General features: G+C 35.7%; 17 protein-coding genes, 1 tRNA gene and 1 pseudogene. 11 read left to right on the forward strand and 8 right to left on the reverse strand.

Annotated features, from left to right (window positions below):
- Positions 1–8: 8 nt before the first annotated feature.
- The 6 genes from BN202_RS00295 to gltX (BN202_RS00320) all read right to left on the reverse strand — a co-directional run bounded on the left by BN202_RS00295 (position 9) and on the right by gltX (BN202_RS00320) (position 7078).
- A complete protein-coding gene (locus BN202_RS00295; RefSeq protein ID WP_019218514.1) occupies positions 9–716 on the reverse strand; it encodes an ABC transporter permease in 708 nt (235 codons plus the stop codon).
- Entirely contained in the window at positions 713–1435 is a 723-nt protein-coding gene (locus BN202_RS00300; RefSeq protein WP_019218515.1) for an ABC transporter permease, read from the reverse strand. Before BN202_RS00300 ends, BN202_RS00295 begins: the two co-directional genes overlap by 4 nt.
- A 79-nt stretch (positions 1436–1514) precedes the next feature.
- On the reverse strand, positions 1515–2267 hold the full coding sequence (locus tag BN202_RS00305) for a transporter substrate-binding domain-containing protein (protein WP_019218516.1): 753 nt from the start codon (positions 2265–2267) through the stop codon (positions 1515–1517).
- A gap of 503 nt (positions 2268–2770) precedes the next feature.
- Entirely contained in the window at positions 2771–3523 is a 753-nt protein-coding gene (locus BN202_RS00310) for a transporter substrate-binding domain-containing protein (RefSeq protein WP_019218517.1), read from the reverse strand.
- Positions 3524–4093: 570 nt separating this feature from the next.
- Positions 4094–5389, reverse strand: coding sequence for a citrate synthase (gene gltA / locus BN202_RS00315; protein WP_019218518.1), 1296 nt, complete (start codon positions 5387–5389; stop codon positions 4094–4096).
- Between the two features lie 261 nt (positions 5390–5650).
- A complete protein-coding gene (gltX, locus tag BN202_RS00320) occupies positions 5651–7078 on the reverse strand; it encodes a glutamate--tRNA ligase (protein WP_019218519.1) in 1428 nt (475 codons plus the stop codon).
- Positions 7079–7192: 114 nt separating this feature from the next.
- Here gltX (BN202_RS00320) and BN202_RS00325 point away from each other — a divergent pair.
- The 7 genes and pseudogenes from BN202_RS00325 to gltX (BN202_RS00355) all read left to right on the forward strand — a co-directional run bounded on the left by BN202_RS00325 (position 7193) and on the right by gltX (BN202_RS00355) (position 17477).
- Positions 7193–9516, forward strand: a pseudogene (locus BN202_RS00325) (ComEC/Rec2 family competence protein).
- Between the two features lie 381 nt (positions 9517–9897).
- Complete coding sequence (gene rpiA / locus BN202_RS00330; RefSeq protein ID WP_019218520.1) at positions 9898–10590, forward strand: ribose-5-phosphate isomerase RpiA; 693 nt, start codon at positions 9898–9900, stop codon at positions 10588–10590.
- A 117-nt stretch (positions 10591–10707) separates the two neighbouring features.
- Positions 10708–11265, forward strand: coding sequence for a DUF2059 domain-containing protein (locus BN202_RS00335; RefSeq protein WP_019218521.1), 558 nt, complete (start codon positions 10708–10710; stop codon positions 11263–11265).
- A 189-nt stretch (positions 11266–11454) separates the two neighbouring features.
- On the forward strand, positions 11455–12846 hold the full coding sequence (gene gor / locus BN202_RS00340; RefSeq protein ID WP_019218522.1) for a glutathione-disulfide reductase: 1392 nt from the start codon (positions 11455–11457) through the stop codon (positions 12844–12846).
- Positions 12847–12919: 73 nt separating this feature from the next.
- Positions 12920–14299 carry a class II 3-deoxy-7-phosphoheptulonate synthase gene (locus tag BN202_RS00345; RefSeq protein WP_019218523.1) on the forward strand — a complete coding sequence of 460 codons (1380 nt, stop codon included), beginning with the start codon at positions 12920–12922 and terminating at the stop codon, positions 14297–14299.
- Positions 14300–14424: 125 nt separating this feature from the next.
- A complete protein-coding gene (locus tag BN202_RS00350; RefSeq protein ID WP_019218524.1) occupies positions 14425–16086 on the forward strand; it encodes an NAD+ synthase in 1662 nt (553 codons plus the stop codon).
- Between the two features lie 11 nt (positions 16087–16097).
- Positions 16098–17477, forward strand: coding sequence for a glutamate--tRNA ligase (gltX, locus tag BN202_RS00355; RefSeq protein WP_019218525.1), 1380 nt, complete (start codon positions 16098–16100; stop codon positions 17475–17477).
- A 61-nt stretch (positions 17478–17538) separates the two neighbouring features.
- On the opposite strand, the gene BN202_RS00360 is transcribed toward gltX (BN202_RS00355), so the two are convergent.
- The gene (locus BN202_RS00360; RefSeq protein ID WP_019218526.1) at positions 17539–18942 is read right to left on the reverse strand and encodes a DEAD/DEAH box helicase; all 1404 of its coding nucleotides are present in this window, start codon (positions 18940–18942) and stop codon (positions 17539–17541) included.
- 149 nt (positions 18943–19091) lie between these two features.
- On the reverse strand, positions 19092–19865 hold the full coding sequence (locus BN202_RS00365) for an NAD kinase (RefSeq protein WP_019218527.1): 774 nt from the start codon (positions 19863–19865) through the stop codon (positions 19092–19094).
- A 259-nt stretch (positions 19866–20124) separates the two neighbouring features.
- Here BN202_RS00365 and BN202_RS00370 point away from each other — a divergent pair.
- The 4 genes from BN202_RS00370 to BN202_RS00385 all read left to right on the forward strand — a co-directional run bounded on the left by BN202_RS00370 (position 20125) and on the right by BN202_RS00385 (position 24949).
- Positions 20125–20201 (forward strand) — tRNA-Arg (locus tag BN202_RS00370).
- Positions 20202–20811: 610 nt separating this feature from the next.
- Positions 20812–22350 carry a histidine ammonia-lyase gene (gene hutH, locus BN202_RS00375; protein WP_019218528.1) on the forward strand — a complete coding sequence of 513 codons (1539 nt, stop codon included), beginning with the start codon at positions 20812–20814 and terminating at the stop codon, positions 22348–22350.
- A gap of 551 nt (positions 22351–22901) precedes the next feature.
- Complete coding sequence (locus BN202_RS09660; RefSeq protein ID WP_019218529.1) at positions 22902–23111, forward strand: hypothetical protein; 210 nt, start codon at positions 22902–22904, stop codon at positions 23109–23111.
- 449 nt (positions 23112–23560) lie between these two features.
- Positions 23561–24949 (forward strand): amino acid permease, encoded by a 1389-nt coding sequence (locus tag BN202_RS00385; protein ID WP_019218530.1) that lies wholly within the window; start codon positions 23561–23563, stop codon positions 24947–24949.
- The last annotated feature ends 729 nt before the right edge of the window (positions 24950–25678 follow it).

Below are 25678 nucleotides of genomic sequence, written 5' to 3' on the forward strand. Positions count from 1 at the left end.
TGTTTTATTTATCGCAAATATCGGGTTAGACGATATTCGATAAGAACAATAAAGCGGTGAATGAATTCAACGGTCAAAAGATAGATAAGAGCAGCCCAAATGTAAACTTGAAAATCGAATGTACGCGAATAGGTTAGTTTGGCAACACCCATTAAATCATAAATAGTGACGAGTGAGGCAATAGCACTCGACTTAATCATTAAAATCAACTCATTACCCAAGGGACGTAATGCTAAAACCATTGCTTGCGGCAGAATAATTCTAAAAAATGTGACAGAATTACTTAACCCTAGAGCTTTTGATGCTTCACGTTGTCCGGTTGTTACGGATAGAAAACTGCCTTTAAAGATTTCGGATTGGTAGGCAGCAGAATTGAGTGCGAAAATGAAAAGGCAACAATACCATGCGTTCTGAAAAAACCACCATAGACCAATCTGTTGCCAGAAATTGTTCATTGAACCGAGTCCGTAGTAGAAAAGAAAAAGTTGGGCAAGTAAAGGAGAACCGCGGAAAAAATAGACATAAGCATGTGCAATATATCGTAAAAACTTATTCTTTGACAAACGCGCAAAAGCGATGAGCATACCAAGAACAAAACCGACAGAGCAAGCAATCAAAACAAGCTCAACAGTAACAATAAAGCCCTCAACAAATTTAGGTCCGTAACGGTTTAAAAGAGCAGGATTAAAAAGGAAATGAAGCCACTCAGGAATCATAAGCTTGATACCTTTCTATATCCTGCTTGCATGTATATTTCCAGATAGCGCAGGATTGCAGAAAAAAACGCTGAAAATAACAAATAGAGTAAGCATGCTACAAGATAAAACAGCATGGCTTTATCAGTGGCTGCAACGGCTAAATTTGTTTGTCGCATAAGGTCAACAAGTGAAATGGTTGATACCAAGGATGTATCTTTTAGCAAAGTAAGCCAATTGTTAGAAAGCCCTGGTAAAGCATTCCGGATTAACTGAGGAAAGACAACACGAAAAAACGTTGTTGAGCGTGAAAGTCCTAAGGTTTTAGCTGCTTCATATTGACCTTTATCAAAAATGTTGAATGCTCCAAGCCAGCTTTCACAAGAAAAGGCGGCAAGAACCATACTGAGAGCCAGAACTCCCGCAACAAAGGCGTTAATGCTAAACATGATTTCAATATTAAAATAATCAAGAACAATTTGAATAATATTTTGCAAGCCATAATAAACTAAAAATAAGGTTAAAAGCTCTGGTAGTCCACGAAATACTGTAGAAAAGAGGGTAGCGATAGTTTTAGCTACCCTGATATTGGATCGAATCATCACTGCATTTAGAAGTCCTAGAGGAAGTCCTAAGAGCCCACAACATAAAGCCAATGATAATGTCATTCCAGCACTAGAAAGTATAACTACACCCCACCCTCCATTGCTAAATGATAGCAATGCTAAATCTTCAATCATTCTTGCGTACCTCACAGAGAGTTAGATAAATATTTTCATTAGAAATAAACAGTTTGTCCAATTTTAGTTCATTTGATATTTAATAAGTATCAAATGTAAAATATTTTTTCATAATTCTATCATAAGTTCCATCCAAATGGATTTCTTTTATTGCTTCATTGAACTTATTTTTAAGGTTGTTATTATTTTTGCGTAAGGCAATTGCAATAGGAGATTTTGTTTCTTCCAACGTCCCTAGAAGACGGCAGCAATCTTTCCCTTCATTTTTAAGCCAGTTTAATGCTTGCAGTTTATCAACAATAACCACATCAAGTCGATGGCTCAAGAGGTCACGATTAACTTCTATTGTTGTCGGGTAGAGTTTAATATTTATTCCTTCAAAAGCATAATGATCTTCCGCATAGGCTGCTTGTGTTGTATTTGATTGGACACCGAGATTTTTACCTTTAAAAGCTTCCGTTGAGATCTCTTTAATTTCTGAATCTTTGGCGATAATTACAGCAAGCTCTGTGTTATAATAAGGATTTGTGAAATCGATCTTTTGTAAGCGTTCTTTTGTGGGAGCAAGAGAAGCAATGATGACATCGTATTTTTTGGCAAGAAGACCAAGAATCATACCCTCAAAATCTTGAGTAGTGATAGTGCATTCAACGTTCATTTTTTTACAAAGCGCATAAGATATATCAATATCAAATCCTTTGAGTTCGTTGTTTGAATCGATGTAACTAAATGGAGGATAAGAACCTTCACTTGCAATTTTTAGCGTTTGTGTATGGGCAGATTGTGTGAACAGTGTTGCACTTATTATAAGAGCTACTGCTAATAATTTCATTATGTTCTCCTATGAGATAAGCGGAAAAATATGAGATCGTCATGTATTTTATAGTCTGTAAGCTCTTCTAGGAGCAATGCAAAATTTTATGAATGCTCATTTCGCGTTCATGATAATGAACATTATTATCAAAAAATGAATTATTTTATCAAGTATGAGCATGCTAAACAGAGGAGAGAAAGAAATATTTTATTGATTACATTGCATGATGATTAATTATGAGACTACGTTTTCATCATTTTCTCAAAAAATACAGAATTTAATTGTAAAAAACTATTCAATTTAAGCATGAAGAAAATTTTTAGCTTTGAGGTCAAAGACAAAATAAAAAATTGTTTTCATTATTGATAGCGTGAAATGCTTAAAGGACAGAAACACATAAAAATTGTTCTTTAGGTAAGTGGGTATTTTTCTTCTAAAAAATAATAAAAACAGTAAATTTAAAATTACTTCTCTACTCTTTATAGTACCATTTTAAAGTTTAACTCATATTGATATTTTATTTAATAAATATCGAATGCGAAATATTTTTTCATAATTTTTTCATAAGTTCCATCCAAACGGATTGCTTTTATTGCTTCATTGAGTTTATTTTTAAGATCATGATTATTTTTACGAAGTGCAATTGCAATAGGGAATTTTGTATCTTCCAAAGTTCCTAGCAGTTTGCAACAATCTTTTCCCTCATTTGCAAGCCAGTTTAAAGCGTGTGTTTTATCGCAGATCATCAAATCAAGACGATGGCTTAAAAGATCGCGATTAACTTCTATGACTGTAGGATAGAGTTTAATATTCACCCCTTTAGAGGCATAGTGATCTTCTGCATAGGCTGCTTGTGTTGTATTCGATTGTGTACCCAAATTTTTATCTTTAAAAGCTTCTGCTGAGATCTCTTTAATTTCTGAGTCTTTGGTAACAATTATAGCAAGTGCTGTATTATAGTAAGGGTCTGTGAAGTCAATTTTTTGCAAGCGCTCCTCTGTGGGAGCAAGAGAAGAAACAATGGCGTCATATTTTTTTGCAAGAAGACCAGGAATCATACCCTCAAAGTCTTGAATGACGATTCTACATTCAACATTCATTTTTTTACAAAGCGCATAAGATATATCAATATCAAATCCTTTGAGTTCATTGTTTGAATCAATGTAACTAAATGGAGGATAGGAAGCATCACTGGCAATTTTCAGCGTTTGAGCATGAATTGATTGGGCAAAAAGTGTTATACTTATTATAAGAGCTGCTGGTAATAATTTCACTCTATTCTCCTATGAGATAAGCGGAAAAATACAAGATTGTCTTGTATTTTATAATCTGTAAGCTTTTCTGGAGCAATGCAAAAAATTTATTGATATTTATTTTACTATTAATAGAGCTGTTATCAGAAAAAATGTTCACTATATCAAATATGGTTATGCTAAATACGGAAAAAAATAGTTCGTTGATTATTTATCATAGGTAATTTTTATCATTTTGTTCAAAAGATACAAAATTTAATTTAAATACAAAGAAAATTTATGCCATGAGGAGAATAAAAGAAAATTACTTTGTTATCACTATTATTACAATATTCTTAAATATTTAAGAATAGAAAATTAAAATTTTTTTGAAATTTAAGTATATACTTTGTTAAACGAAAAAAACACTATAGATTCTCTTAATTTATTAAGTAAAAGCCATCAGATTTTTCCTAAATTCTATGATAGTCTTACAACTACAAAAAGAGCTTCAAAATCAAGATTCATAAAAATGCTTTCAATCATAGGCCTTTTATTATTCGAAATAAAGCTCCAATAAATTGAAGCTTTATTGATTGGTGCTTTATTATTTCAATTGACACGTTTATCTATAGGAACATAGTCACGCATACCATAACCTGTATAGAGTTGGCGAGGCCGACCAATCTTTTGTGCGGGATCCTCGATCATTTCTTTCCATTGTGCAACCCAACCAACACTGCGTGCTAATGCAAAAAGAACAGTAAACATTTCGGTTGGGAAACCTAAAGCTTTTAATGTAATACCAGAATAGAAATCGACATTGGGGTAAAGTTTTTTCTCAACGAAATATTCATCGTTGAGAGCGATTTTTTCAAGTTCTATAGCGATATCAAGAAGGGGATCATCTTGAATATTTAGTTCCTTTAACACCTCATGACAGGTTTTTTGCATAATTTTTGCACGTGGATCATAGTTTTTATAGACTCGGTGGCCAAATCCCATAAGGCGGAAAGGATCATTTTTATCTTTTGCGCGTGCAATGAATTCAGGAATTCTTTTAACGGAACCTATTTCTTGTAGCATCTTTAAGCATGCTTCATTGGCTCCACCATGCGCTGGCCCCCAAAGGCAAGCAACACCTGCTGCAATACATGCAAATGGATTAGCACCTGATGATCCTGCAAGGCGTACAGTGGATGTAGAAGCATTTTGTTCATGATCTGCGTGGAGAATAAAGATTCGATCCATTGCTCGAGTAAGAACTGGATTGCTTTTATATTCTTCACAAGGAACACAAAAGCACATACGAAGAAAATTTGCAGCGTAACTAAGATCATTTCTTGGATAAACAAATGCTTGTCCAATACTGTATTTATAAACCATAGCAGCAAGGGTTGGAACCTTGGAGACGAGACGAACAGAAGCAATCATTCTCTGTTGTGGGTCTGTAATATCAATAGAGTCATGATAGAATGCAGACATAGCCCCAAGGCATGCAACCATGACAGCCATAGGATGTGAGTCGCGACGAAATCCATGAAAAAAACGCGAAAATTGCTCATGTACCATCGTGTGTTGCATGATACAGCGGTCAAAGTCATTTTTTTCTTGTTGTGTTGGAAGTTCACCGTAAAGTAAAAGGTAGCAGCTTTCGAGAAAGTCTCCTTTTTCAGCCAGTTGATCAATAGGATAACCTCGATAAAGCAATAGTCCTTTATTACCATCAATATAAGTAATTTTTGATTCACAAGAAGCGGTTGAGGTAAAGCCAGGATCATAAGTAAAACTATTGGTTTCTTTATAGAGAGAAGCAATTTCAATGACGTCAGGACCAAGAGTACCTTTGCGTACAGGAAGTTCTATATTTTTATCATTCACAGTAATGTGTGCTTTATTTTCAGACATTAGATATTCCTTTCAGGTCCTTTGCTTCTAAAAATCAAGATGCCGCTTTATCAGAGTAGGAGATATATAATTGAAGCTTCTCTTACTTATATTGAAAGGTAGATTTACCTTAAAAGTTAGTTCATGCAATCTAAAAAATATTTTTATTTGTAATTTTACCGAATATATTTTTCAACGATTTAAAAAAGAAGCTAACTTTTATTTTGCATAGAGACATCTGTATGCGAATATTTATGAGAGTAAGAAGCTGTATACATGTCGCTAATATGCGGTTGTAATGAGTTGATCATTGATACGATTGAGAGATTCCTCTCGTCCCAGTAAAACAAGTACATCAAAAACTCCAGGGGATGTTGAGCGACCTGTGAGAGCAGCACGAAGCGGTTGTGCAATAGATCCAAGTTTGAGATCTTGTGTCTGCGCATAAGTTCGAAGAGTTTCATCTAGTGTTTGGGATTCCCAAGAGTGGACTTCTTTCAGAGCAATATAAATATCATTTAAAATGGCTTGTCCATTTTTATCCAAGAACGTCTGCGCTTTTTCGTCAAGCTGTAATGGTCGTTGTGTAAAAATAAAAGAAGCATTGTCAATAAGTTCGCACAAGGTTTTTGAACGTTCTTTCAAATTTGGTATAGCTTTTAAGAATTGAACGCGGCGTTGTTCATCAAGTCTTTCCATTATTTGTACACCACCTTCAATTTCTGATAAAATACTAACAGCTCCATCAAAAAGGTCTTGATCATTGCTCATACGTATATAATGCCCATTGATGGCATCGAGCTTTTTGAGATCAAAACGGGCAGCTCCTTTGTTAATATCATCAATATCAAACCAAGAAATCATATCTTCTATTGACATCAATTCATCATCACCATGACTCCAACCAAGACGAACGAGATAATTTCGCAAAGCAGCAGGAAGATAGCCCATTGTTCGGTAAGCATCAACACCGAGCGCACCATGCCGTTTTGATAATTTTGCACCATTTTCACCATGGATAAGAGGAATATGTGCCATCACAGGAATATCCCATCCCATCGCCTTGAAGATAATTGTTTGGCGCGCTGCATTGGTGAGATGATCGTCACCACGTATAATATGTGTAATTCCCATATCGTGATCATCAACAACAACAGCATGCATATAAGTAGGTGAGCCATCGGAACGCAAAATAATAAAGTCGTCTAGATCTTTATTAGGGAAACGAACATCACCTTGGACGCGGTCGTGCACAACCGTTTCCCCATCTTGTGGCGCTTTTATACGAATAACAGGTTTAACATCTTTGGGAGCTTGAGAGATATCACGGTCGCGCCAGCGTCCGTCATAACGCGGTGGACGACCTTGCGCACGCGCATTTTCACGCATTTCAGCGAGTTCTTCCGAAGAAGTATAGCAATAATAGGCTTTACCATCTTTTACCAATTGTTCAGCAACTTGGCGATGACGTTTTGCTCGTTCAAATTGCGAAATAGGAGTACCATCATAGCTAAGCCCCATCCAATGCAGGCCATCTATAATGGCTTTTACAGCTGCCTCTGTTGAACGTTCTCTGTCTGTATCTTCAATTCGTAGCAGCATTTTGCCACCAGTGTGTTTGGCATAAAGCCAATTAAAGAGAGCAGTACGAGCGCCTCCGATATGAAGAAAGCCTGTTGGTGAGGGAGCAAAGCGGGTAATAACGGACACGAATCTCTTCCTTTAAAGTTAAGATGTTATTTATAGGACTTTATAGAAGGATTATGTTAGCATAGCTGATAAGGGGTGCAAGAGCCGCATTGCAAGTAAAGTGGGGATTTGCGGATGTTTAATCAAAATAAAGTTAAGGATGGTTTATCCGTAAGATCTGTTTTAAAGACAAAAAAGTTACGTCTGATATGGCAAGAAGTTTTTTATACTTCTTATGAGGCAAAAAATAACAGTCCTAATAAACAAAAGACTTTTTTATTTGCCCCCTTAAAAAAAGCAATAACTTTTTTGGGGAAATGGTTGTTAGATTGTATCAACAAAGAAATTTCTTTTGGAATTCTTTTTTCCTTAATTTTAGTATTTTTTTCCATAGGGATCATTTTTTTATTTTAATTTAGAGCGCGAGCCAAGTTGGGTGCAATTGGGTGTATTGTTTATTCTCTTCATTGGAATATTGTACATTTTACGGTTTTATCGGAGAGTATGGAGTATTGCAGGATTTCTATTTTGTATTCTATTGGGCGCTTTGGCTGGAAAGATAGAAACGTGGCGTATAGCGACACCAATGTTAAGCGGCGATATTGTTACCACGTTAACAGGGAGAATTGTTTCTATTGAGGCAGGGCAAAGAGGACAATTTCGTTTGGTTTTAGATGTGTTAAGCACAAAAAATCCAAGATTACGCCATAGCCCTCACCGTATCCGTTTATCGGCAAGACGTTTGCCCTATGGATTGGCAATTGGTGATGGATTATATGGAAAAGTTAAAATTAGGGCATTATCTGGACCGGTATATCCAGGAGGTTATGATTTTAGTTTTCATAATTATTTCAAAGGAATTGGAGCACAGGGAATTTATTTAGGAAAACCAAGTAAAATATTCGTTTCGCAGTCCGATAGAATATTAGAGAGAGGCTTGCAGAAAATTGAAAATTTACGGACGAATATGACACAAAGAATCCGTAAAGCGATTAACGGAGAAAAGGGTAATGTTGCAGCGGCACTTATAACGGGCCAGCGAGCTGGTATTTCAAATGAGACAAATGAAGCATTGCGTGCAGCTGGATTAGCACATATTTTATCAATATCAGGTTTACATATGGCTTTGTTGAGCGGTATAATTCTTGTTAGCATTCGTAGTTTTTTAGCACTTTTTTCTGTTTTCGCATCCTATTATTCAACTAAAAAATTTGCTGCTGTCGCTGCATTAACGATGACAGCCTTTTATTTACTACTCTCTGGTAGTGCTGTATCAGCACAAAGAAGTTTTGTGATGATTGCTGTTATGTTAGTTGCTGTTTTGTGTAACCGTTCTGCTTTAACAATGCGTAATTTCTCTATTGCTGGTTTAATAACACTCGCGATTAAGCCTCATGAAATATTAGGTCCTAGCTTTCAAATGTCCTTTTCTGCCACTGCTGCTTTAATTGCTTTTTTTGATTGGTGGAGTGGAAAATTATCTTATGGCACAAGAAAAACAACACCATCTTATGCTGGAGCTGGAGTTATTCATCTGGTTTTTTTATCTATATTTTCAATAGGTGTATCTTCGTTTGTGGCGGGAACTGCCAGTGGAATTTATGCTGCCTATCATTTTTCTAATATTGCATTTTTGAGTGTCATTAGTAATGCTTTAGCTTTGCCTATCGTATCAATCTTCATCATACCTTTTGGATTGATCGCGACTCTTGCAATGTTTTGGGGGCTTGAATGGCTGCCACTTCAAATTATGGGTTTTGGTGTTGATCTTGTGATAAAAATTGCTTACGCTATAAGCTCTATTTCTCCTGCTTTAAATCTTGGATTTATACCGTTATCTGCGTTAATTTTATTCAGTATAGGTTTGGTTGGGCTGACTTTTTGCAAAACATTCATCAGATTCGTTTTTAGTTTTTTTATTTTGGCTGGTTTTGCGACTTGCTTGATAGGTTCACCTGTGCAACTCATTATAGCAGATAATATGAAGTTTGTTGGGGTTATCGATGACAAGAAATTATATATTGATCGTTACCATGTTTCCAATTTCACGACATCCATATGGAAAAAATCATTTCACCTGAATGAGACAATCAAGTTAACAAAATATGGTCCGCCATTTCATGGACAGTTCATTTGCGATCATCATCTATGTGCGTCCTTATTAGAAAATGGATTAAGAGTGATTGTGTTGCAAGGAGAAACAGATCGATGCGTAACAGCAGATATTGTGATTAAGACATTCACAACGGATAACAAAATATGTAACAAGAAGGCAAAAATAATATTGACTCCTCAACAATTGTTATCAAGAGGGAGTGCTATGATGACAAAAAGCGGTGATATTATTTGGTCTTCGATGGGCTTTTATAGACCGTGGAATATGCACAGACAATATTCACAAAAATTGCATAGGCTATAATTTTCCATCTTTTTTCGTGTTCGAACAGCAAGAAAAATAAAAGATCTCTCTTTTTTATGATCTATTTCTCAGCTTTATTAAAATCATGAAACTATTTGCAATTTTTTACAACGAACGATGTTTTTGATATCTAAACAATTTATATAATTTTTTGCAGAGGATTCTTATGTACTGAGCTTGTTGGTAGTGCAAGATAAATTAAAAATTCTTGTTGATATGGATATGTCAATAAATTTTTAAAAAGAGATAAAATTGTTAATTATTCTATTTTACTCTTATCCATATATCTTATAATCATTAACACTTCTTCTTCAATCAAAAGGTGATGAATTAAATTTATGACAGATTGAAACAATAAGCTACTTTAATTGTTATCACGTTGTAAGAGCTGTCGCTGATTGCTAAAAAGGTAAAGTAATTCATGGATGTTCAGCAGTTAAAAAAAATGGCAGCTTTAAAAGCGCTTGAATTTGTTGAAGATGGTATGCGGCTTGGTATTGGATCTGGTTCAACAGTAAATGAATTTATTCGCCTTCTTGGTGGGCGTGTTGCAGATGGTCTGTGTGTGACGGGTGTCGCAACTTCGCGATATTCTGAACAACTTTGTTGCAAGTTTGGAGTTCCTATCAGTACCTTAGAGCAAATACCTGAACTAGATCTTGATATTGATGGAGCAGATGAAATTTGTCCAGAAATGTCTCTTATTAAAGGGGGAGGTGGGGCATTACTGCATGAAAAAATTGTGGCATCAGCATCTCGAGAAATGCTTATTATTGCAGATGAAACAAAGGTAGTAAAAAAACTTGGTGCTTTTGCATTACCCATTGAAGTCAATCCATTTGGTATGCATACGACACGCAAAGCCATAGAAAAGGTAGCGGGTGATTTAGGGCTTTCTGGAGAAGTTGTACTACGAATGAATGGAGAAGTCCCTTTTAAAACAGATGGTGGTCACTTTATTTTTGATGCGTTTTGGAGGTGCATTTTGCAGCCAAAGCCATTGTCAGATGCACTTCTTGCAATTCCAGGTGTGGTAGAGCATGGTCTTTTTTTGGGATTAGCGTCGCGTGCAATTGTCGCTATGGCTAATGGACAAATAAAAGTTTTAGAATGATTGATTTTAAAGAAGACAGTTTACATAACAATTATGTTAACATAATAAAAAGTCTGGAAGATTTTAAATAAAATAATAAATTTAAGTTTACAATTAGTTATCGGGGTAATCATTACAATGAAAAAAATATTTTCTTATCAGCGTTTTATCGTATATTTTGGTGCAATTGCCGTTTTGGTTATGAATATTGGAATGTCTTATGCACAAGGTGTGAGTGATCAGCATTTAGATTCAGCAAGAAAGACTATCAGTGCCATTCGTGCAACGGATCAATTTGATAGTTTTTTACCAAATGCGGCACGTGATCTAAAAGACGAACTCATAGGCGATGATCCAAATTTGGCAACGGATATTTCTAATATTGTTGATAAGCAGGCACTCGCTTTAGCTAAACGACGCTCTGATTTAGAAAAAGAAATTGCTCATGTGTATGCAAAATATTTTACACAAAAAGAACTTGATGCAATTACAGCATTTTATAATTCTGACACCGGTAAGAAATTTTTAACAGAAGTTCCAAATCTTGCGCGTGATGCTTATTCCACATTTGATACATGGCGTTCTGCTGTTATGAAGGATCTTATACAAAATGTAAAAAAGGAAATGTCCGAAACACTTAATTTGGATAATTCTGTTGCGCCTGTAAAATCAAACTCTTCAGAAAATAAAAAATAATTTTACGGATAAATTAAATAATGCGCAATTCCTCATTTATTTAAAAACGGCGGATTTTCCGCCGTTTTTAATAGAATTGTTTTTTTTTAAATGTTGCTTTATAGAAAAATGGCAATTCGAATAAAAAACTTTTACTTGATAATGAATCACCATAACCTATTGTTGCAGGCGTATAAGAAGGGATAACTCGTGGAATCTTTTGACTTTGATTTATTTGTTATTGGAAGTGGTTCAGGTGGAGTGCGTGCAGCGCGCCTTGCTGGAGGGCTTGGTAAGCGTGTTGCTATAGCAGAAGAATATCGTATAGGGGGGACTTGTGTTATTCTCGGTTGTGTTCCCAAGAAATTGTATGTTTATGCCTCACAATATGCAAAGGAGTTTCGCAAAAGTGTTGGTTTTGGATGGGAATATGCGGATCTGGTTTTTAATTGGAAAAAACTGGTAGCGGCTAAAAATGAAGAAATAGCAAGATTAGAAGGACTGTATCGTAAAGGCTTAGAAAGTAATAATGTACGTATTTATGAAAGCCGAGCTGTTTTTGTTGATGAGCACACATTAGAGCTCTCAGCAACAGGTGAACGGGTAAGTGCAGAAAAAATTTTAATAGCGACGGGGGCAAAAATTGCGCCAAACACTGCAATAAGAGGGAGTGATTTATGCCTCACTTCCAATGAAATTTTTGACCTTGAAAAGCTTCCAAAATCAATAGTCATTGTTGGTGGTGGATATATTGGTGTTGAATTTGCTAATATTTTCCATGAATTAGGTGTAAAAACAACGCTTCTTCATCGTGGTGATTTAATTCTTCGTGGCTTTGACTATGATTTGCGAAAATTACTTCATGATGCAATGATTGAAAAAGGAATTTCTATCATTTATGGGGTAACAGTTTCCAAAGTTCAAGCGACAGGTGATTGTTATGATGCCGTTTTATCGAATGGACAAACAGTGAGTGCTGATCAGATTATGTTGGCTACGGGGCGTGTACCAAATATAACGGGTTTAGGTCTTGAGCGAGCTGGTATAAAAGTAAATGCCTCTGGTGCAATTGTTGTTGATGAAAGGATGACCACTAATGTCTCCCATATTTGGGCTGTTGGTGATGTAACAGGCCATATTCAATTGACACCTGTTGCGATCCATGATGCAATGTGTTTTGTTAAGACTGCATTTGAAAATACACCCACAACGCCTGATTATGATTTGATTACGACAGCGGTTTTTTCACAGCCTGAGATTGGCACAGTGGGTCTTTCAGAAGAAGATGCGCTTCATCGTTATAAGCGTGTTGAGATTTATCGCACAGTTTTTCGTCCTATGCGCAATGTTCTTTCGGGAAGTTTAGAAAAAGTATTTATGAAGCTTGTTGTTGATGGTGAAAGCCGCATTGTCGTGGGAGCACATATTTTAGGAGAAAACGCTGGTGATATAGCGCAACTTATTGGTATAGCTCTTAAGGGAAAATTGACTAAGGATATCTTTGACGAAACTATGGCAGTGCATCCAACAGTGGCAGAAGAACTGGTAACGATGTATAAACCAACTTATGTATATGAAAATAGGAAAAAAGTAGAAAATTGAATAACATATGTTATGTGGCAAGCGAAAATTTAGTACAGTAGGTATATATGCTTAAGCTCTGGAGAGAGTGTAAATGATAAAAGAATGGACGCCTGATTCTTGGAGAACAAGACCAGTTAAACAAATTCCGGCTTATCCGGATAAATCTGTGTTAGCAGATGTTGAACGAAAACTACGGAGTTATCCTCCTTTGGTTTTTGCTGGGGAAGCACGTGATTTGAAAGATGAATTAGCTGCTGTTGCACAGGGGCAGGCTTTTTTATTACAAGGTGGGGATTGTGCAGAAAGCTTTGCAGAGCATGAAGCTGATAATATTCGTGATTTCTTTCGTGTTGTTTTGCAAATGGCAATAGTTTTAACTTTTGGCAGTTCTAAGCCTGTTGTTAAAATTGGTCGTATTGCAGGACAATTTGCAAAGCCACGCTCTTCAGATATGGAAAACAAAGAAGGGATTGAGCTTCCTTCTTATCGGGGGGATATTATTAATGACATTGAATTTAAGGCAAATTCTCGTATTCCTGATCCGCAACGAATGTCCATGGCTTATCGCCAATCTGCTGCAACGCTGAATCTTTTGCGTGCTTTTTCACAGGGAGGTTATGCCAATTTAGAAAATGTTCATGCTTGGATGTTGAGTTTTGTTTCTAACAGTCCTCAAGGTGAGCGTTATGAGTTGTTGGCAGAGCGTATTTCTGAAACGATTGATTTTATGCGTTCGATAGGGATTACATCTAAAACAAATTCTTCGTTACGTGAAACATCTTTTTATACCAGTCATGAAGCTCTTTTGCTTGGTTATGAAGAGGCTTTGACACGAATTGATTCAACTTCTGGAGATTGGTATGCAACATCTGGTCACATGTTATGGATTGGTGATCGTACCCGTCAGATTGATCATGCTCACGTTGAATATTGCCGCGGTATCAAAAATCCCCTTGGATTAAAATGTGGTCCTTCCATTGAACCTGATGAGCTTTTAAGATTGATTGATATTTTAAATCCTGAAAACGAATTGGGACGGTTAACACTCATTACGCGTTTTGGTTATGATAAGGTAGAAGATTATTTGCCTAAATTGATCCGTGCAGTTGAGCGTGAAAAGCGCAATGTTATATGGTCATGTGATCCAATGCATGGCAATACAGTTACTGTAAATGGCTATAAAACACGCCCCTTTGATTATGTTTTAAAAGAAGTAGAAAAATTCTTTTCCATTCATTATGGAGAAGGAACTTATCCGGGGGGTATCCATATTGAAATGACTGGTCGTGATGTAACTGAATGTACAGGTGGGGCGCATGCTATTTCTGTAGAAGATTTGTCTGATCGCTATCATACCCAGTGTGATCCGCGATTAAATGCAGATCAGGCACTAGAATTAGCTTTTCTTGTTGCGGAACTTCTTAAGAGAAATCGTCATACTGATTTATCGGCTCTCGCTGCAAATGCTTAGAAAAAATGGCATAACATTTTTTATTTGAGCTATTTATGGGAGAAGAGATTTTTCTGCAAAAGGGACATTTATGATGGTTACAACAGAGTTATGCTCATCAAATAGATGGAGTGATACAAAGGCTTATGAAAAATGATTTTCGGGTAGAAGTTGCTCAATTAAATCCTGTTGTTGGTGATATTGAGGGAAATTTTTCTCTTGTTTTAATGGCGTATCAGAAAGCCAAAGAAGAAGGAGCTGATCTTGTTTTATTCACGGAGCTTTTTATATCTGCTTATCCAACAGAAGATCTTGTTCTAAAATCCGCTTTTATCAAAACATGTGAAGATGCTGTTAAAAAGTTAGCAAAGATAACAATTGGCGGACCAGGAATTGTTATTGGCCTTCCTGTAAGGCGTAATAATAGTATTTACAATGCTGCTATGCTTCTTAATGAAGGACAAATCATTGCTGAAAGCTTGAAGTTTGATTTACCTAATTATGCTGAATTTGACGAAAAGCGACTATTTTCTCCCGGACCACGTCCCGAGCCGATTAATTATCATGGGATAAAATTAGGAATAGTGATTTGTGAAGATATTTGGAATGATTTCTCTCTTTGTGCAGAGTTGAAGGATAAAGGGGCTGAAATGATTCTGGTTCTTAATGGATCTCCCTATCATCGTAATAAAACACTCAAACGGATAGAAGTTGTTCGTGGGCATGCACTTCAATCTGGTATACCCATTATTTATGCAAATCAAGTAGGTGGTCAGGATGAGCTGGTTTTTGATGGAGGATCTTTTGCGTTAAATGGAAAAGGCAAAATGGTATTTCAAATGAAACATTTTGAAAGCCATATTTCTGTAAGTCATTGGCAAAAAAAAACAACAGGATGGCAATGTATTTCGGGAGCAAATGAAAACCTTTTAACGGATTTAGCGGCTGATTATCAAGCTTGTGTTTTGGGGTTGAGAGATTACGTTAATAAAAATCGCTTTAAGAATGTTATTCTTGGTCTTTCAGGAGGAATTGATTCAGCTCTTTGTACAGCAATGGCGGTGGATGCTCTTGGTGCTGAGAGGGTTTACACCGTAATGATGCCTTATCATTATACTTCGCAAGAATCGTTGAACGATGCTAAAGAATGCGCACATCTTTTAGGATGTCGTTATGAAGTGATAGCGATTGAGCAAGCTGTTGAGGCTTTTTTAAATATAACATCGCCTCTTTTTTCAAGCTTGCCATCTGATGTGACAGAGGAAAATCTTCAAAGTCGCATACGTGGCACTCTCTTGATGGCGCTTTCAAATAAATTTGGCTCCATGGTGGTGACAACAGGCAATAAATCCGAGATGGCTGTAGGATATGCAACACTTTATGGTGATATGAATGGAGGTTTTAATCCTCTTAAAGACATTTATAAAACCCAAGTCTATGCATTGGCTGAGTGGCGCAACAAAAATCACTTGCATGATTTAAAAGGTCCAGAGGGAATTGTAATCCCAGCTAATATTATAGCAAAAGCACCTTCTGCGGAGCTGCGGGAAAATCAAAAAGATGAAGATTCTCTTCCTCCTTATCCTATCCTAGATGATATTTTGCAATCTCTTGTAGAAAATGACATGAGTATTTGTGATATTGTTCAACGTGGGTATTCACGGAAAACTGTTGAGAAAATTGAACAGCTTCTTTATGTTGCTGAATATAAGAGGCGACAATCTGCACCTGGTGTAAAAATCAGTTACAAGAATTTCGGACGCGATCGTCGTTATCCTATTGTCAATTATTTTCGCGATAAAATTTGAGTATTTTTTTTATGGTTAAAGTTCGTTTTGCTCCTTCTCCAACAGGTTATATTCATATTGGTAATATCCGTAGTGCGCTTTTCAATTGGCTTTATGCGCGGGCGTATAAGGGGGAATTTATTTTGCGCTATGATGATACAGATATTGAGCGTTCTAAACAGGAATATATCGATGCTATTGCTGTTGACCTTGAATGGCTTGGTATTAAACCAGATGCAATTTATTACCAATCTAAGCGATTTAATCGATATGATGAAGCGGCAGAAATTCTTAAACAACGTGGTCTGCTTTATCCCTGTTATGAGACAGCGGAAGAATTAGAGCGGCGTCGTAAAATCCAACTTTCACGCAAACTGCCTCCCATTTATGACCGTGCAGCATTAAAGTTGACAGCAGAAGAGAAAAAAAACTTTGAATCACAAGGTCGCAAACCCCATTGGCGTTTTCTTCTTCCTAATTTTGAAAATAATCCTTTACAAACAAAGCGAACAGAAGTTTGCTGGAATGATGCTATAAAAGGAAAGCAGACGATTGATTTGTCTTCTCTTTCAGATCCTGTTCTTATTCGTGAAGATGGAACCTATCTTTATACATTACCGTCTGTTGTGGATGATGTAGATATGGCCATTACACATATTATTCGTGGAGATGATCATATTACAAATACAGGTGCTCAGATTGCTCTTTTTAAAGCTCTTGGTGCAGAATTACCGGTTTTTGGTCACACCAATTTATTGGCGACAGTTTTAGGAAAAGGATTTTCAAAACGTGACAATGATCTTTCTATTCGTTCTCTACGGGAAGAAGGGTTTGAATCAATGGCTGTTCAGTGTCTTGCTGTTTTAATTGGGACATCGCAAAATGTACATCCCTATCCTGATCAAGCAGCTCTTTTAGAGCATTTTAATCTGCAAGATACGTCAAGATCGGTTGCAAAATTTGATACAGCGGATCTTTTTGCTTTGAACAGTCATCTTGTTCATGAATTAACCTATGCAGAGGTTAAGACACGACTTGAAAATCTTTCTATTGAAGGAGAAAAAGCAGAATATTTTTGGAATACGGTAAGAAGCAATATTGATAAAGTCAATGATGCTGTCTTGTGGTGGAAAATTATTCATGATGAACAAAGCTTTGATACAGTGGATCTTGAAGATCGTGCATTTGTGTGTCAGTCACTCAATGTTTTGCCTGAAGGTGCATTAAATGAAGAAAGTTGGAAAGTTTGGACGACGGCATTAAAAGAAAAAACAGATCGTAGAGGGAAAGCTTTATTTATGCCGTTACGCCAAGCACTTACAGGGATGGATCATGGACCTGAAATGGGAAAAATTTTACAACTTTTAGGACGTGAAAAAGTTATCGAAAGATTATCTCCACAAAGCGAATAAAAGTAATGTTTTCAAAATGCTTTATCTATTTTTGCATTCTCTACAATAGTAGGCTTTTAGTTTAATTACGGGTTTTTATGAGCATAAATGCTGGGACATCATTGCCGAATCCAAGTGGAGAGGCCTCTTTATTTTTTCGAGAGTGGTGTTGTTGTGATGGTTTTATTTTATTATTTACGGTTGGAGCATAATTTGCTTTATCATCTTTTAAGCATTTTTTATTCTGTGCTATATGCTCTCTTTGAGTAGCTTTCTTTAACGGTTTTTGATATTTTTTCTTTAAAACGATATCATCTTCTTGATCATCGTTCGTTAGAGTAGAGAGATCTCCATTGAGCCATTCAAGTTTTTCGTTGCTTATTTCCTCAATGGCACTAATATATTTTTGGTCAGCTTTTGTAACGATAGTAAAAGCTTTTCCGCTACGATTTGCACGTCCTGTCCGGCCAATACGATGAATATAGTCTTCAGCATGTGTCGGAACATCATAGTTGAAAACATGGCTTACAGCTGGGATATCCAGTCCACGGGCAGCAACATCAGAAGCAACAAGAAGTTTAAGTTTATTATTTTTAAAATCAGTTAACGTGTTTGTGCGCGAATATTGATCCATATCTCCATGAAGTGCACCTACACTAAAATTATGTCTTACCAGTGACCTAAAGAGTTCAGAGATATCTCTCTTTCGATTACAAAAAATAATAGCATTTTTAAGCTCACTGCCTTCATTGTGAATAAGTTCTCGCAAGACAGCTCTTTTATCCCATGACTTATTCCCAGATTTGACAAGTCGTTGTGTAATTGTGCTGGCTGTTGAGGAGGCTTTTGTAACTTCAACAGAGACTGGAGAATGTAAAAATTGCTTTGTTAATTTGGTGATTTCTGGCGCCATTGTTGCAGAAAAGAACAAAGTTTGACGCGTAAAAGGAGTGAGTTTACAGATACGCTCAATATCAGGAATAAATCCCATATCCAACATACGATCAGCTTCATCAATCACAAGAATTTCAACTCCCATCAGGAGCAACTTACCGCGTTCAAAATGATCGAGAAGACGTCCTGGTGTTGCTATAAGAACATCAGCTCCTCTTTCAAGTTTACGATCTTGCTGTTCAAAAGACACCCCACCAATCAAAAGTGCAACATTTAAACGATGATTTATTCCATACTTATCAAAATTTTCTTCAACTTGTGCTGCAAGTTCTCGTGTTGGTTCTAGTATAAGGGTACGTGGCATTCGTGCTCTTGCACGGCCCTTTTCAAGAAGTGTGAGCATAGGTAAAACGAAAGAAGCTGTTTTTCCCGTTCCTGTTTGAGCAATTCCCAAAACATCTTTTTTTTGTAGTACATGAGGAATTGTCCCACTCTGAATAGGCGTTGGAACTGTATATCCGGCCGATTTTATGGCTTTAATAACCTTCTCGGAAAGCCCTAAATCATCAAAACTATTTAAAGGTGGTATCATTTTTTTTATCAATTGCTCTACGATTTTAATTTCTCTTTCTAAACCATTTTTAAAGTTAAGTATTTTAAACCATTTTTAGAGGGGTAAGGCGGCTTCATAAAAAAGTCAACTATAACAGCCATATACGCATAGAAAACATAATACAATAATTAATAGCGAAATTGTTCTGATAAAATACGTTCATCCCATGAATGGTTAGAGTCAAAAAGGATTGAGGCTGTCAATTCCGTTGCTGTTGAAATGGTCACTGAATGGACAGATTTAACTTCAACATTATCTGCTGCAGCATTGACAGGGCGTTTGTCTGATTCGAGCATGTCAAAACTTACGGTTGCCGTATTGGGAAGCAATGCTCCATGCCAACGTCTTGGACGAAAGGGACTAACGGGAGTAAGTGCCATAAGAGGAGCCATAAGGGGGAGAATAGGCCCTTGTGCTGATAAATTATATGCAGTAGATCCTGCTGGTGTGGCAACAAGGATACCATCGCAGCTTAATTGTTCCATACGTACATTGCCATCAATGCTAATGCGGATTTTTGCTGCTTGATAAGATTGGCGAAAGAGAGAAACTTCATTGATTGCTAGTGCTTCAATAGTCCCTTGACATGCAGCTTCTGCAATCATGCGTAAGGGATGAATTTCTTTTTTATGCGCAGCAGCAATACGATTTGGCAATTTCTTTTCATGAAATTCATTCATAAGAAATCCTACAGAACCTTGATTCATGCCATAAATAGGTTTTCCTATGTTCATAACGTCTCGAACTGTTTGTAACATTGTTCCGTCGCCACCGATTGCAATAACAACGTCTGCCTCTTCCAGAGAAGAATGACCATAAACAGCAATTAATTTATGAGTCGCTTTAAGAGCTTCTTCAGTTTCTGCAGAAATAAAATGAAAGCGGTCTGGTAATGTAATCATTAAAAATTATCCTGATATTCATGACTTATCTTTTAGCTTATTTAGGAGAAGTTTTGAAGCTGTATATGTAAAAGCATTTTTGTAAGAAAAAGCATTATGTGCGAAAATTAATCTGTTTAAAGCAATGTATCATAGAATGATAGAACAAGGGATTGAACAGTAGTATAAAGCTATGAATGCATATTTTTTTTAAAAGAATGATAATTCGTCATTGAAGCTGAGAGTATGATCAGTTAAAAAGCAACTGTTTAAATTATAAGCACCCGTAGCTCAGCTGGATAGAGCGCTGCCCTCCGAAGGCAGAGGTCACAGATTCGAATTCTGTCGGGTGCACCAAACTTTTCAATTCCACCTCGTGTCATTTTTTATAACCATCTTATCTGCTCTCTTGTATCATAATAACATTGATACAGAAAAAGCTATAATCTCATACATGTGATTGGGGATGACTTTACGATCTTATATTCACAATACAATAATGTGAACCAATCATTTCTTAATTGTTTATATCTACAGTATTAAAATATGCATTTTATTATTTGAATTTATTTTTAAATATCGTTAAATTATAACTAAGATACTATTTTGTATGATGTTCCAATAGCGTAATTTTTATTGATATTTAAAATATTTGAATTTACCACACTTTCTTATTATCATTATTATCGAGAGGGGGGTATGATGCAAAAAGTACAAATGGATTCTGCAAATAATAACAAACTGGATATTGCTTCGAGTTGAGGAAGTGTGGATAAAAAATTCTCTCATAAAATGATCTATTTAAAAGGCAAGTTATTGATTTTGTTATTAATAAATTAAAAAAATGTACAGAGTTCATTTTTCTAATGGGTTTTAATTTTTCTCAAGGAGTCGCTATAGCGTTTTTATTTTATGGATTAAGGCCAATAATACCAGATATTATATTTAAATTAAATGAAAGAAAATTATGACTATTCTACTAAAACCGGGTGAGGCAACACTGAGCGAACTTGAGGCTGTTTATTTCAATGGTAAAGTAAGTAAACTTCATAGTGATATGCATTTAGCTATCAGAAAGGGAGCAGAACGTATTGCTGAAATTTCTGCTGGAAGTGAACCAGTTTATGGCATCAATACTGGTTTTGGTAAATTAGCTTCAATTAAGATTGATGCAAGCGATGTAACTATTTTACAGAGAAATCTTATTTTGTCACATTGTTGTGGTGTAGGAGAACCTTTATCTGAAAATATTGTGCGTTTGATAATGACTTTAAAGCTTCTTTCTTTAGGCCGAGGAGCTTCTGGTGTTCGTTTAGAGTTAGTGCATTTACTGGAAAATATGCTTTTAAGAGGGGTTATTCCGGTCATTCCTGAAAAGGGATCTGTTGGTGCATCAGGTGATCTTGCTCCACTTGCTCATATGGCGGCTGTTATGATGGGAGAAGGAGAAGCGTTTTTTCAAAATATTCGTATGAGTGGAGCGCTTGCTTTAGAAAAAGCGGGATTGTCCCCTATTATTTTAGAGGCAAAAGAAGGTCTAGCTCTTATTAATGGCACTCAAACATCAACAGCACTTGCACTTGCCGGTCTTTTTCGAGCTTATCGGGCATTATGTGGTGGATTGTTGGCAGGGGCTTTAACGACAGATGCTATTATGGGATCAACGGCGCCATTTCATCCTGATATTCATATTTTACGAGGCCATTATGGGCAGATTGTCGTATCGAAAACATTAGAAGAGCTTTTAAAGGATTCAGAAATTCGTGTAGCACATTTACGGGGTGATGAGCGTGTACAAGATCCTTATTGTATACGTTGCCAGCCACAGGTTATGGGGGCATGTTTTGATATTTTGCTAGCAGCAGCAAAAACACTGATTATTGAAGCAAATGCTGTTACAGATAATCCATTGATTTTAAGGAATGGTGAGGTTGTATCAGGTGGCAATTTTCATGCTGAGCCTGTAGCCTTTGCTGCTGATCAGATTGCTCTTGCTTTGTGTGAAATAGGCTCTATTTCTCAACGACGTATTGCTCTTATGGTTGATCCAGCAGTTTCTTATGGTCTTCCAGCTTTTTTAGCGCACAATGCAGGTCTTAATTCAGGTTTTATGATCGCTGAAGTAACAGCAGCAGCTTTGATGTCTGAAAATAAGCAAATGGCTCATCCTGCTTCTGTTGATTCAACACCAACTTCAGCCAATCAAGAAGATCATGTTTCAATGGCTTGCCATGGAGCTCGTCGGTTATTGGTAATGAGCGAAAACCTTTTTATAATTATTGGCATTGAAACGCTTATTGCCGCACAAGGAATTGAATATCGTGCACCTTTAAAAACAAGTACTCTTTTGCAGTCTGTTATAGAATGTTTACGCAAAAATGTTGCTTCTCTTAAGGAAGATCGCTATCTAGCTTCAGATCTTCATACAGGACATATGCTCGTGCGTGAAGGGGAATTATTATCTGTTTTACCAAAAACAATTTTTCCTCCACTAGAATCTAAATAATATTTATTTTGAGTTTAAGAGAAAAGAAGAAACCTAATTAATTAGGTTTCTTTATACAAGAATTGGGAAAAGCTAGTATATCTTTATAATAATTAATAAATATTTTCTCATTTATTGGCTACTATGTATTGGCTTTGTGTCCAATTATCTCCCTAATATTATCATTTCATAATATGATCCATTTTATATAATTTTGTGGAATAACATATTGGAAAGGTTTTTTTGGAGAGTCATTTACAGTTTATTTTTATTATTTTAACTTTATTTATATTTATAAAATTTATACTATAATTGTTATTACTCAATAATAAATCATTTTTATTTGTTTTTTTCTCTTTTTAAAAGATGGTTTACGATTTTATACTTTTAAATCACAAAAAAAAGGAAATAAATGTCTAAAAATCGCCTATTATATATTTTCATAACAATTATTTTTCACAAATGATGGAAGTTTATGCGACTCTTTGGAGAGAAAGCTATTAACAAGATATTTTTATTGCTATGCGGGCACAGGAAAAGGATAGTTTTTTCCGGTAAAAAAGAGAAAGGTTATGAGTATTTCAGGCAAAATAGCTAGAGAAAAGGGTAATTCTTTTATTGGGCTAAAGGTTGCAAAGGTGATATTTATTGCAGTCGCTTTTTTTATTTGGGTGCTTGCGTTTAAGCCGATCAGAGATATTAAGACATGGGGTAAAGCTGAATCTTCTGACATCTCTGAAGAATGGCGATCTTCACTTTATCAGGGGCTATATCAGGCGTAAAAAGTTTGTTTATGTGCTATTACAATTTGTAATTGTTTTTGGCACAAAGAATTTATTTCAAAGTAATAAAAAATCTTAATGTGCACATCTTTAACGCATCTGTTATGAATTTTTAAGCTTCTATTTCAGTGTACTAAAATAGAAGCTTAAGCACTGATATTATATTAAAGTTCATTTTTCTGTAAAAAATTATAGAACACGAAATGAATTAAATGACAATTATAAAAAATTCATTATTATCTTATTTCGATAAAATGATATGAAATTGCGGGCTATAAAAGCTGAATAATTCGCAATGAAAGTATTTTTTTATTATTGAGAGCAAAGTGTTTGACTTACTGGTCTTCGATATTTTTTGAAATATATTTGTGAAAAAATATGGGGCTTTATTTATTGTAGAGCTGATGTTGTCATATGGTTTTTTCAACATTTCAGTGAAGAAGGAAAAAATGGTAACAAATGAACTGAAACGGGGTATGAACAAGCGCCAAGTTATTTTTTTAGCTCTTGGCTCTGCTATTGGTACAGGTCTCTTTTACGGATCTGCACAAGCGATTAAGCTTGCAGGCCCAAGTGTTTTGATTGCCTATTGTATTGCTGGTTTAGCTATTTTTATGGTTATGCGTGCTTTAGGCGAGATGATTATTCATAATCCATTGCCCGGTTCTTTTGCCCGTTATGCTGCGAATTATATATCACCGTTAGCTGGTTTTTTAACAGGATGGACATATGTATTTGAGATGATTCTTGTTGGTTTAGCTGATATCACAGCTTTTGCAACCTATATGGGGTTTTGGTATCCTCATGTTGCGCCTTGGATATGGGCTCTGAGCATTACATTGATCATTACAGGAATTAATCTCGCTGCAGTGGAAGTATATGGTGAATTAGAGTTTTGGTTATCTTCCATTAAAATTATTGCTATCATTGCAATGATTATTTTAGGGATAGCAATAATTTTGTTTGGCTGGAATACAAGTGTAAATTCTTCTGCTGTTGCTATTCAAAATTTATGGGAAAATGGTGGTATTTTTCCCAATGGTTGGTTTGGTTTTTTGGCTTGTTTTAGTGTTGTTATCTTTGCTTTTGGTGGCATAGAAATCATAGGAATGGCAGCAATGGAAATACAAAATCCTGATCAAACCATCTCAAAGGCAATTAATTCTACTCCATTTCGTATTTTGCTGTTTTATATCATGACCTTAGCTATTTTAATGTCCCTTTATCCTTGGAATAAAATTGGTCTTATGGACAGTCCTTTTGTTTCCATTTTTGAAAATCTTGGGATTTCATATGCAGCGAATATTTTAAACATTGTTGTTGTTACTGCGGCTATTTCGGCGATGAATAGCGGAATGTATGGTGCTTGTCGTATGATACATGGATTATCACAGGAAGGTTATGCTTTAAAGAAGTTTCAGTATCTATCAAAAAATGGTATACCTATTTTGGTTATTTTACTAATCTTTGTCATCTTCCTTTTTGGTGTGCTCCTTAATTATTTTTATCATGAAGGGCTTTTTTTTCTCATTGCAGCAATGGCAACATTTGCAACGGTTTTTGTTTGGATGATGATTTTACTTTCGCAAATTTTTATGCGCTTTAAAATGTCTAAAGAAGTGCAAGATAGTTTAAAATTTCCAATTCCATTTTGGCCCATTGGATCGATTTTTTCTATTTTATTTATGCTTTTTATCTTTACTCTATTATGGTTTTTCGATGATACGCGGCCAATTCTAATCGTGGGTGTTATTTGGCTTATTTGGCTTATTATTTGTTTTTATGCACTTAAAATTGTAAATTTTAAGAAAAAGAAAGCTAAACTAGAATATAAGTAGCGATTGAATGAAGCAAATAGCTGATTACTTCAACAAAAAAGATGTCTGGTAAGCATCTTCTAGAAATTAAAAGCAGTTTTCTAATCATCATTTTATTTTGAATCTATATAAAATTCATTACGATAACAGTAGCTCGGCGACAAACAAAGTAAATCTTGTTAGGCAACACTGTTTAAATATATTTTTTAATAGAAATATTAGAGTATCAACTATGAATCTTTTGTTGACTATGAGGATACAAATTGAATATATATTATAACCATTAAAAATATTATTTTTCTATATATACCACAATGAACTGAAAAAATTAACTCCTCTTTTAAAGAGGAGAGGGGATTGTTTATGCAGATGAAACTTAAAGTTTTTTACAGTCATAAGTTTCTTTTTTCATAATGCGAGGTTGTATTGCGAACACAGGGTTAGCATTTTTGCCTATAGTCGCGGTGGGATGACATTGGGCATATGCTTAATTCTTAAAAACAACAAGGTGTACATGGTATAGTCGACGATACGAGTATTCATCTTTATGCACCAGCCTTTAATGTTTTGCTAAGTCAGATCTGTTAAGTTAGCTGTGTGGTGGTAAACAAACCAGTGTTGATTTTGATAAGTATAAAGATAACTTTGTAAGCAAAGTAATTGACGGCAAAGGCTATACTTATTGAACAGTGCTTTTAGGCAGCGAGGTTTGGAAAGAAGCATGAGAATGTTTTTAAATTCTAACAGTGT

The sequence above is a fragment of the Bartonella florencae genome (assembly GCF_000312525.1).
GTDB lineage: Bacteria > Pseudomonadota > Alphaproteobacteria > Rhizobiales > Rhizobiaceae > Bartonella > Bartonella florencae.

Bases quoted from the DNA above. Each gene is read 5' to 3' on its own strand.
- BN202_RS00335 (WP_019218521.1), top strand. From the start codon at position 10,708: ATGAAAAAAATATTTTCTTATCAGCGTTTTATCGTATATTTTGGTGCA.
- BN202_RS00385 (WP_019218530.1), top strand. From the start codon at position 23,561: ATGGTAACAAATGAACTGAAACGGGGTATGAACAAGCGCCAAGTTATT.
- rpiA (WP_019218520.1), top strand. From the start codon at position 9,898: ATGGATGTTCAGCAGTTAAAAAAAATGGCAGCTTTAAAAGCGCTTGAA.
- gltA (WP_019218518.1), bottom strand. From the start codon at position 5,389: ATGTCTGAAAATAAAGCACACATTACTGTGAATGATAAAAATATAGAA.
- gltX (WP_019218525.1), top strand. From the start codon at position 16,098: ATGGTTAAAGTTCGTTTTGCTCCTTCTCCAACAGGTTATATTCATATT.
- BN202_RS00365 (WP_019218527.1), bottom strand. From the start codon at position 19,865: ATGATTACATTACCAGACCGCTTTCATTTTATTTCTGCAGAAACTGAA.
- BN202_RS00360 (WP_019218526.1), bottom strand. From the start codon at position 18,942: ATGATACCACCTTTAAATAGTTTTGATGATTTAGGGCTTTCCGAGAAG.
- BN202_RS00300 (WP_019218515.1), bottom strand. From the start codon at position 1,435: ATGATTGAAGATTTAGCATTGCTATCATTTAGCAATGGAGGGTGGGGT.
- BN202_RS00345 (WP_019218523.1), top strand. From the start codon at position 12,920: ATGATAAAAGAATGGACGCCTGATTCTTGGAGAACAAGACCAGTTAAA.
- BN202_RS00295 (WP_019218514.1), bottom strand. From the start codon at position 716: ATGATTCCTGAGTGGCTTCATTTCCTTTTTAATCCTGCTCTTTTAAAC.
- BN202_RS00305 (WP_019218516.1), bottom strand. From the start codon at position 2,267: ATGAAATTATTAGCAGTAGCTCTTATAATAAGTGCAACACTGTTCACA.
- BN202_RS00350 (WP_019218524.1), top strand. From the start codon at position 14,425: ATGAAAAATGATTTTCGGGTAGAAGTTGCTCAATTAAATCCTGTTGTT.
- BN202_RS09660 (WP_019218529.1), top strand. From the start codon at position 22,902: ATGAGTATTTCAGGCAAAATAGCTAGAGAAAAGGGTAATTCTTTTATT.
- hutH (WP_019218528.1), top strand. From the start codon at position 20,812: ATGACTATTCTACTAAAACCGGGTGAGGCAACACTGAGCGAACTTGAG.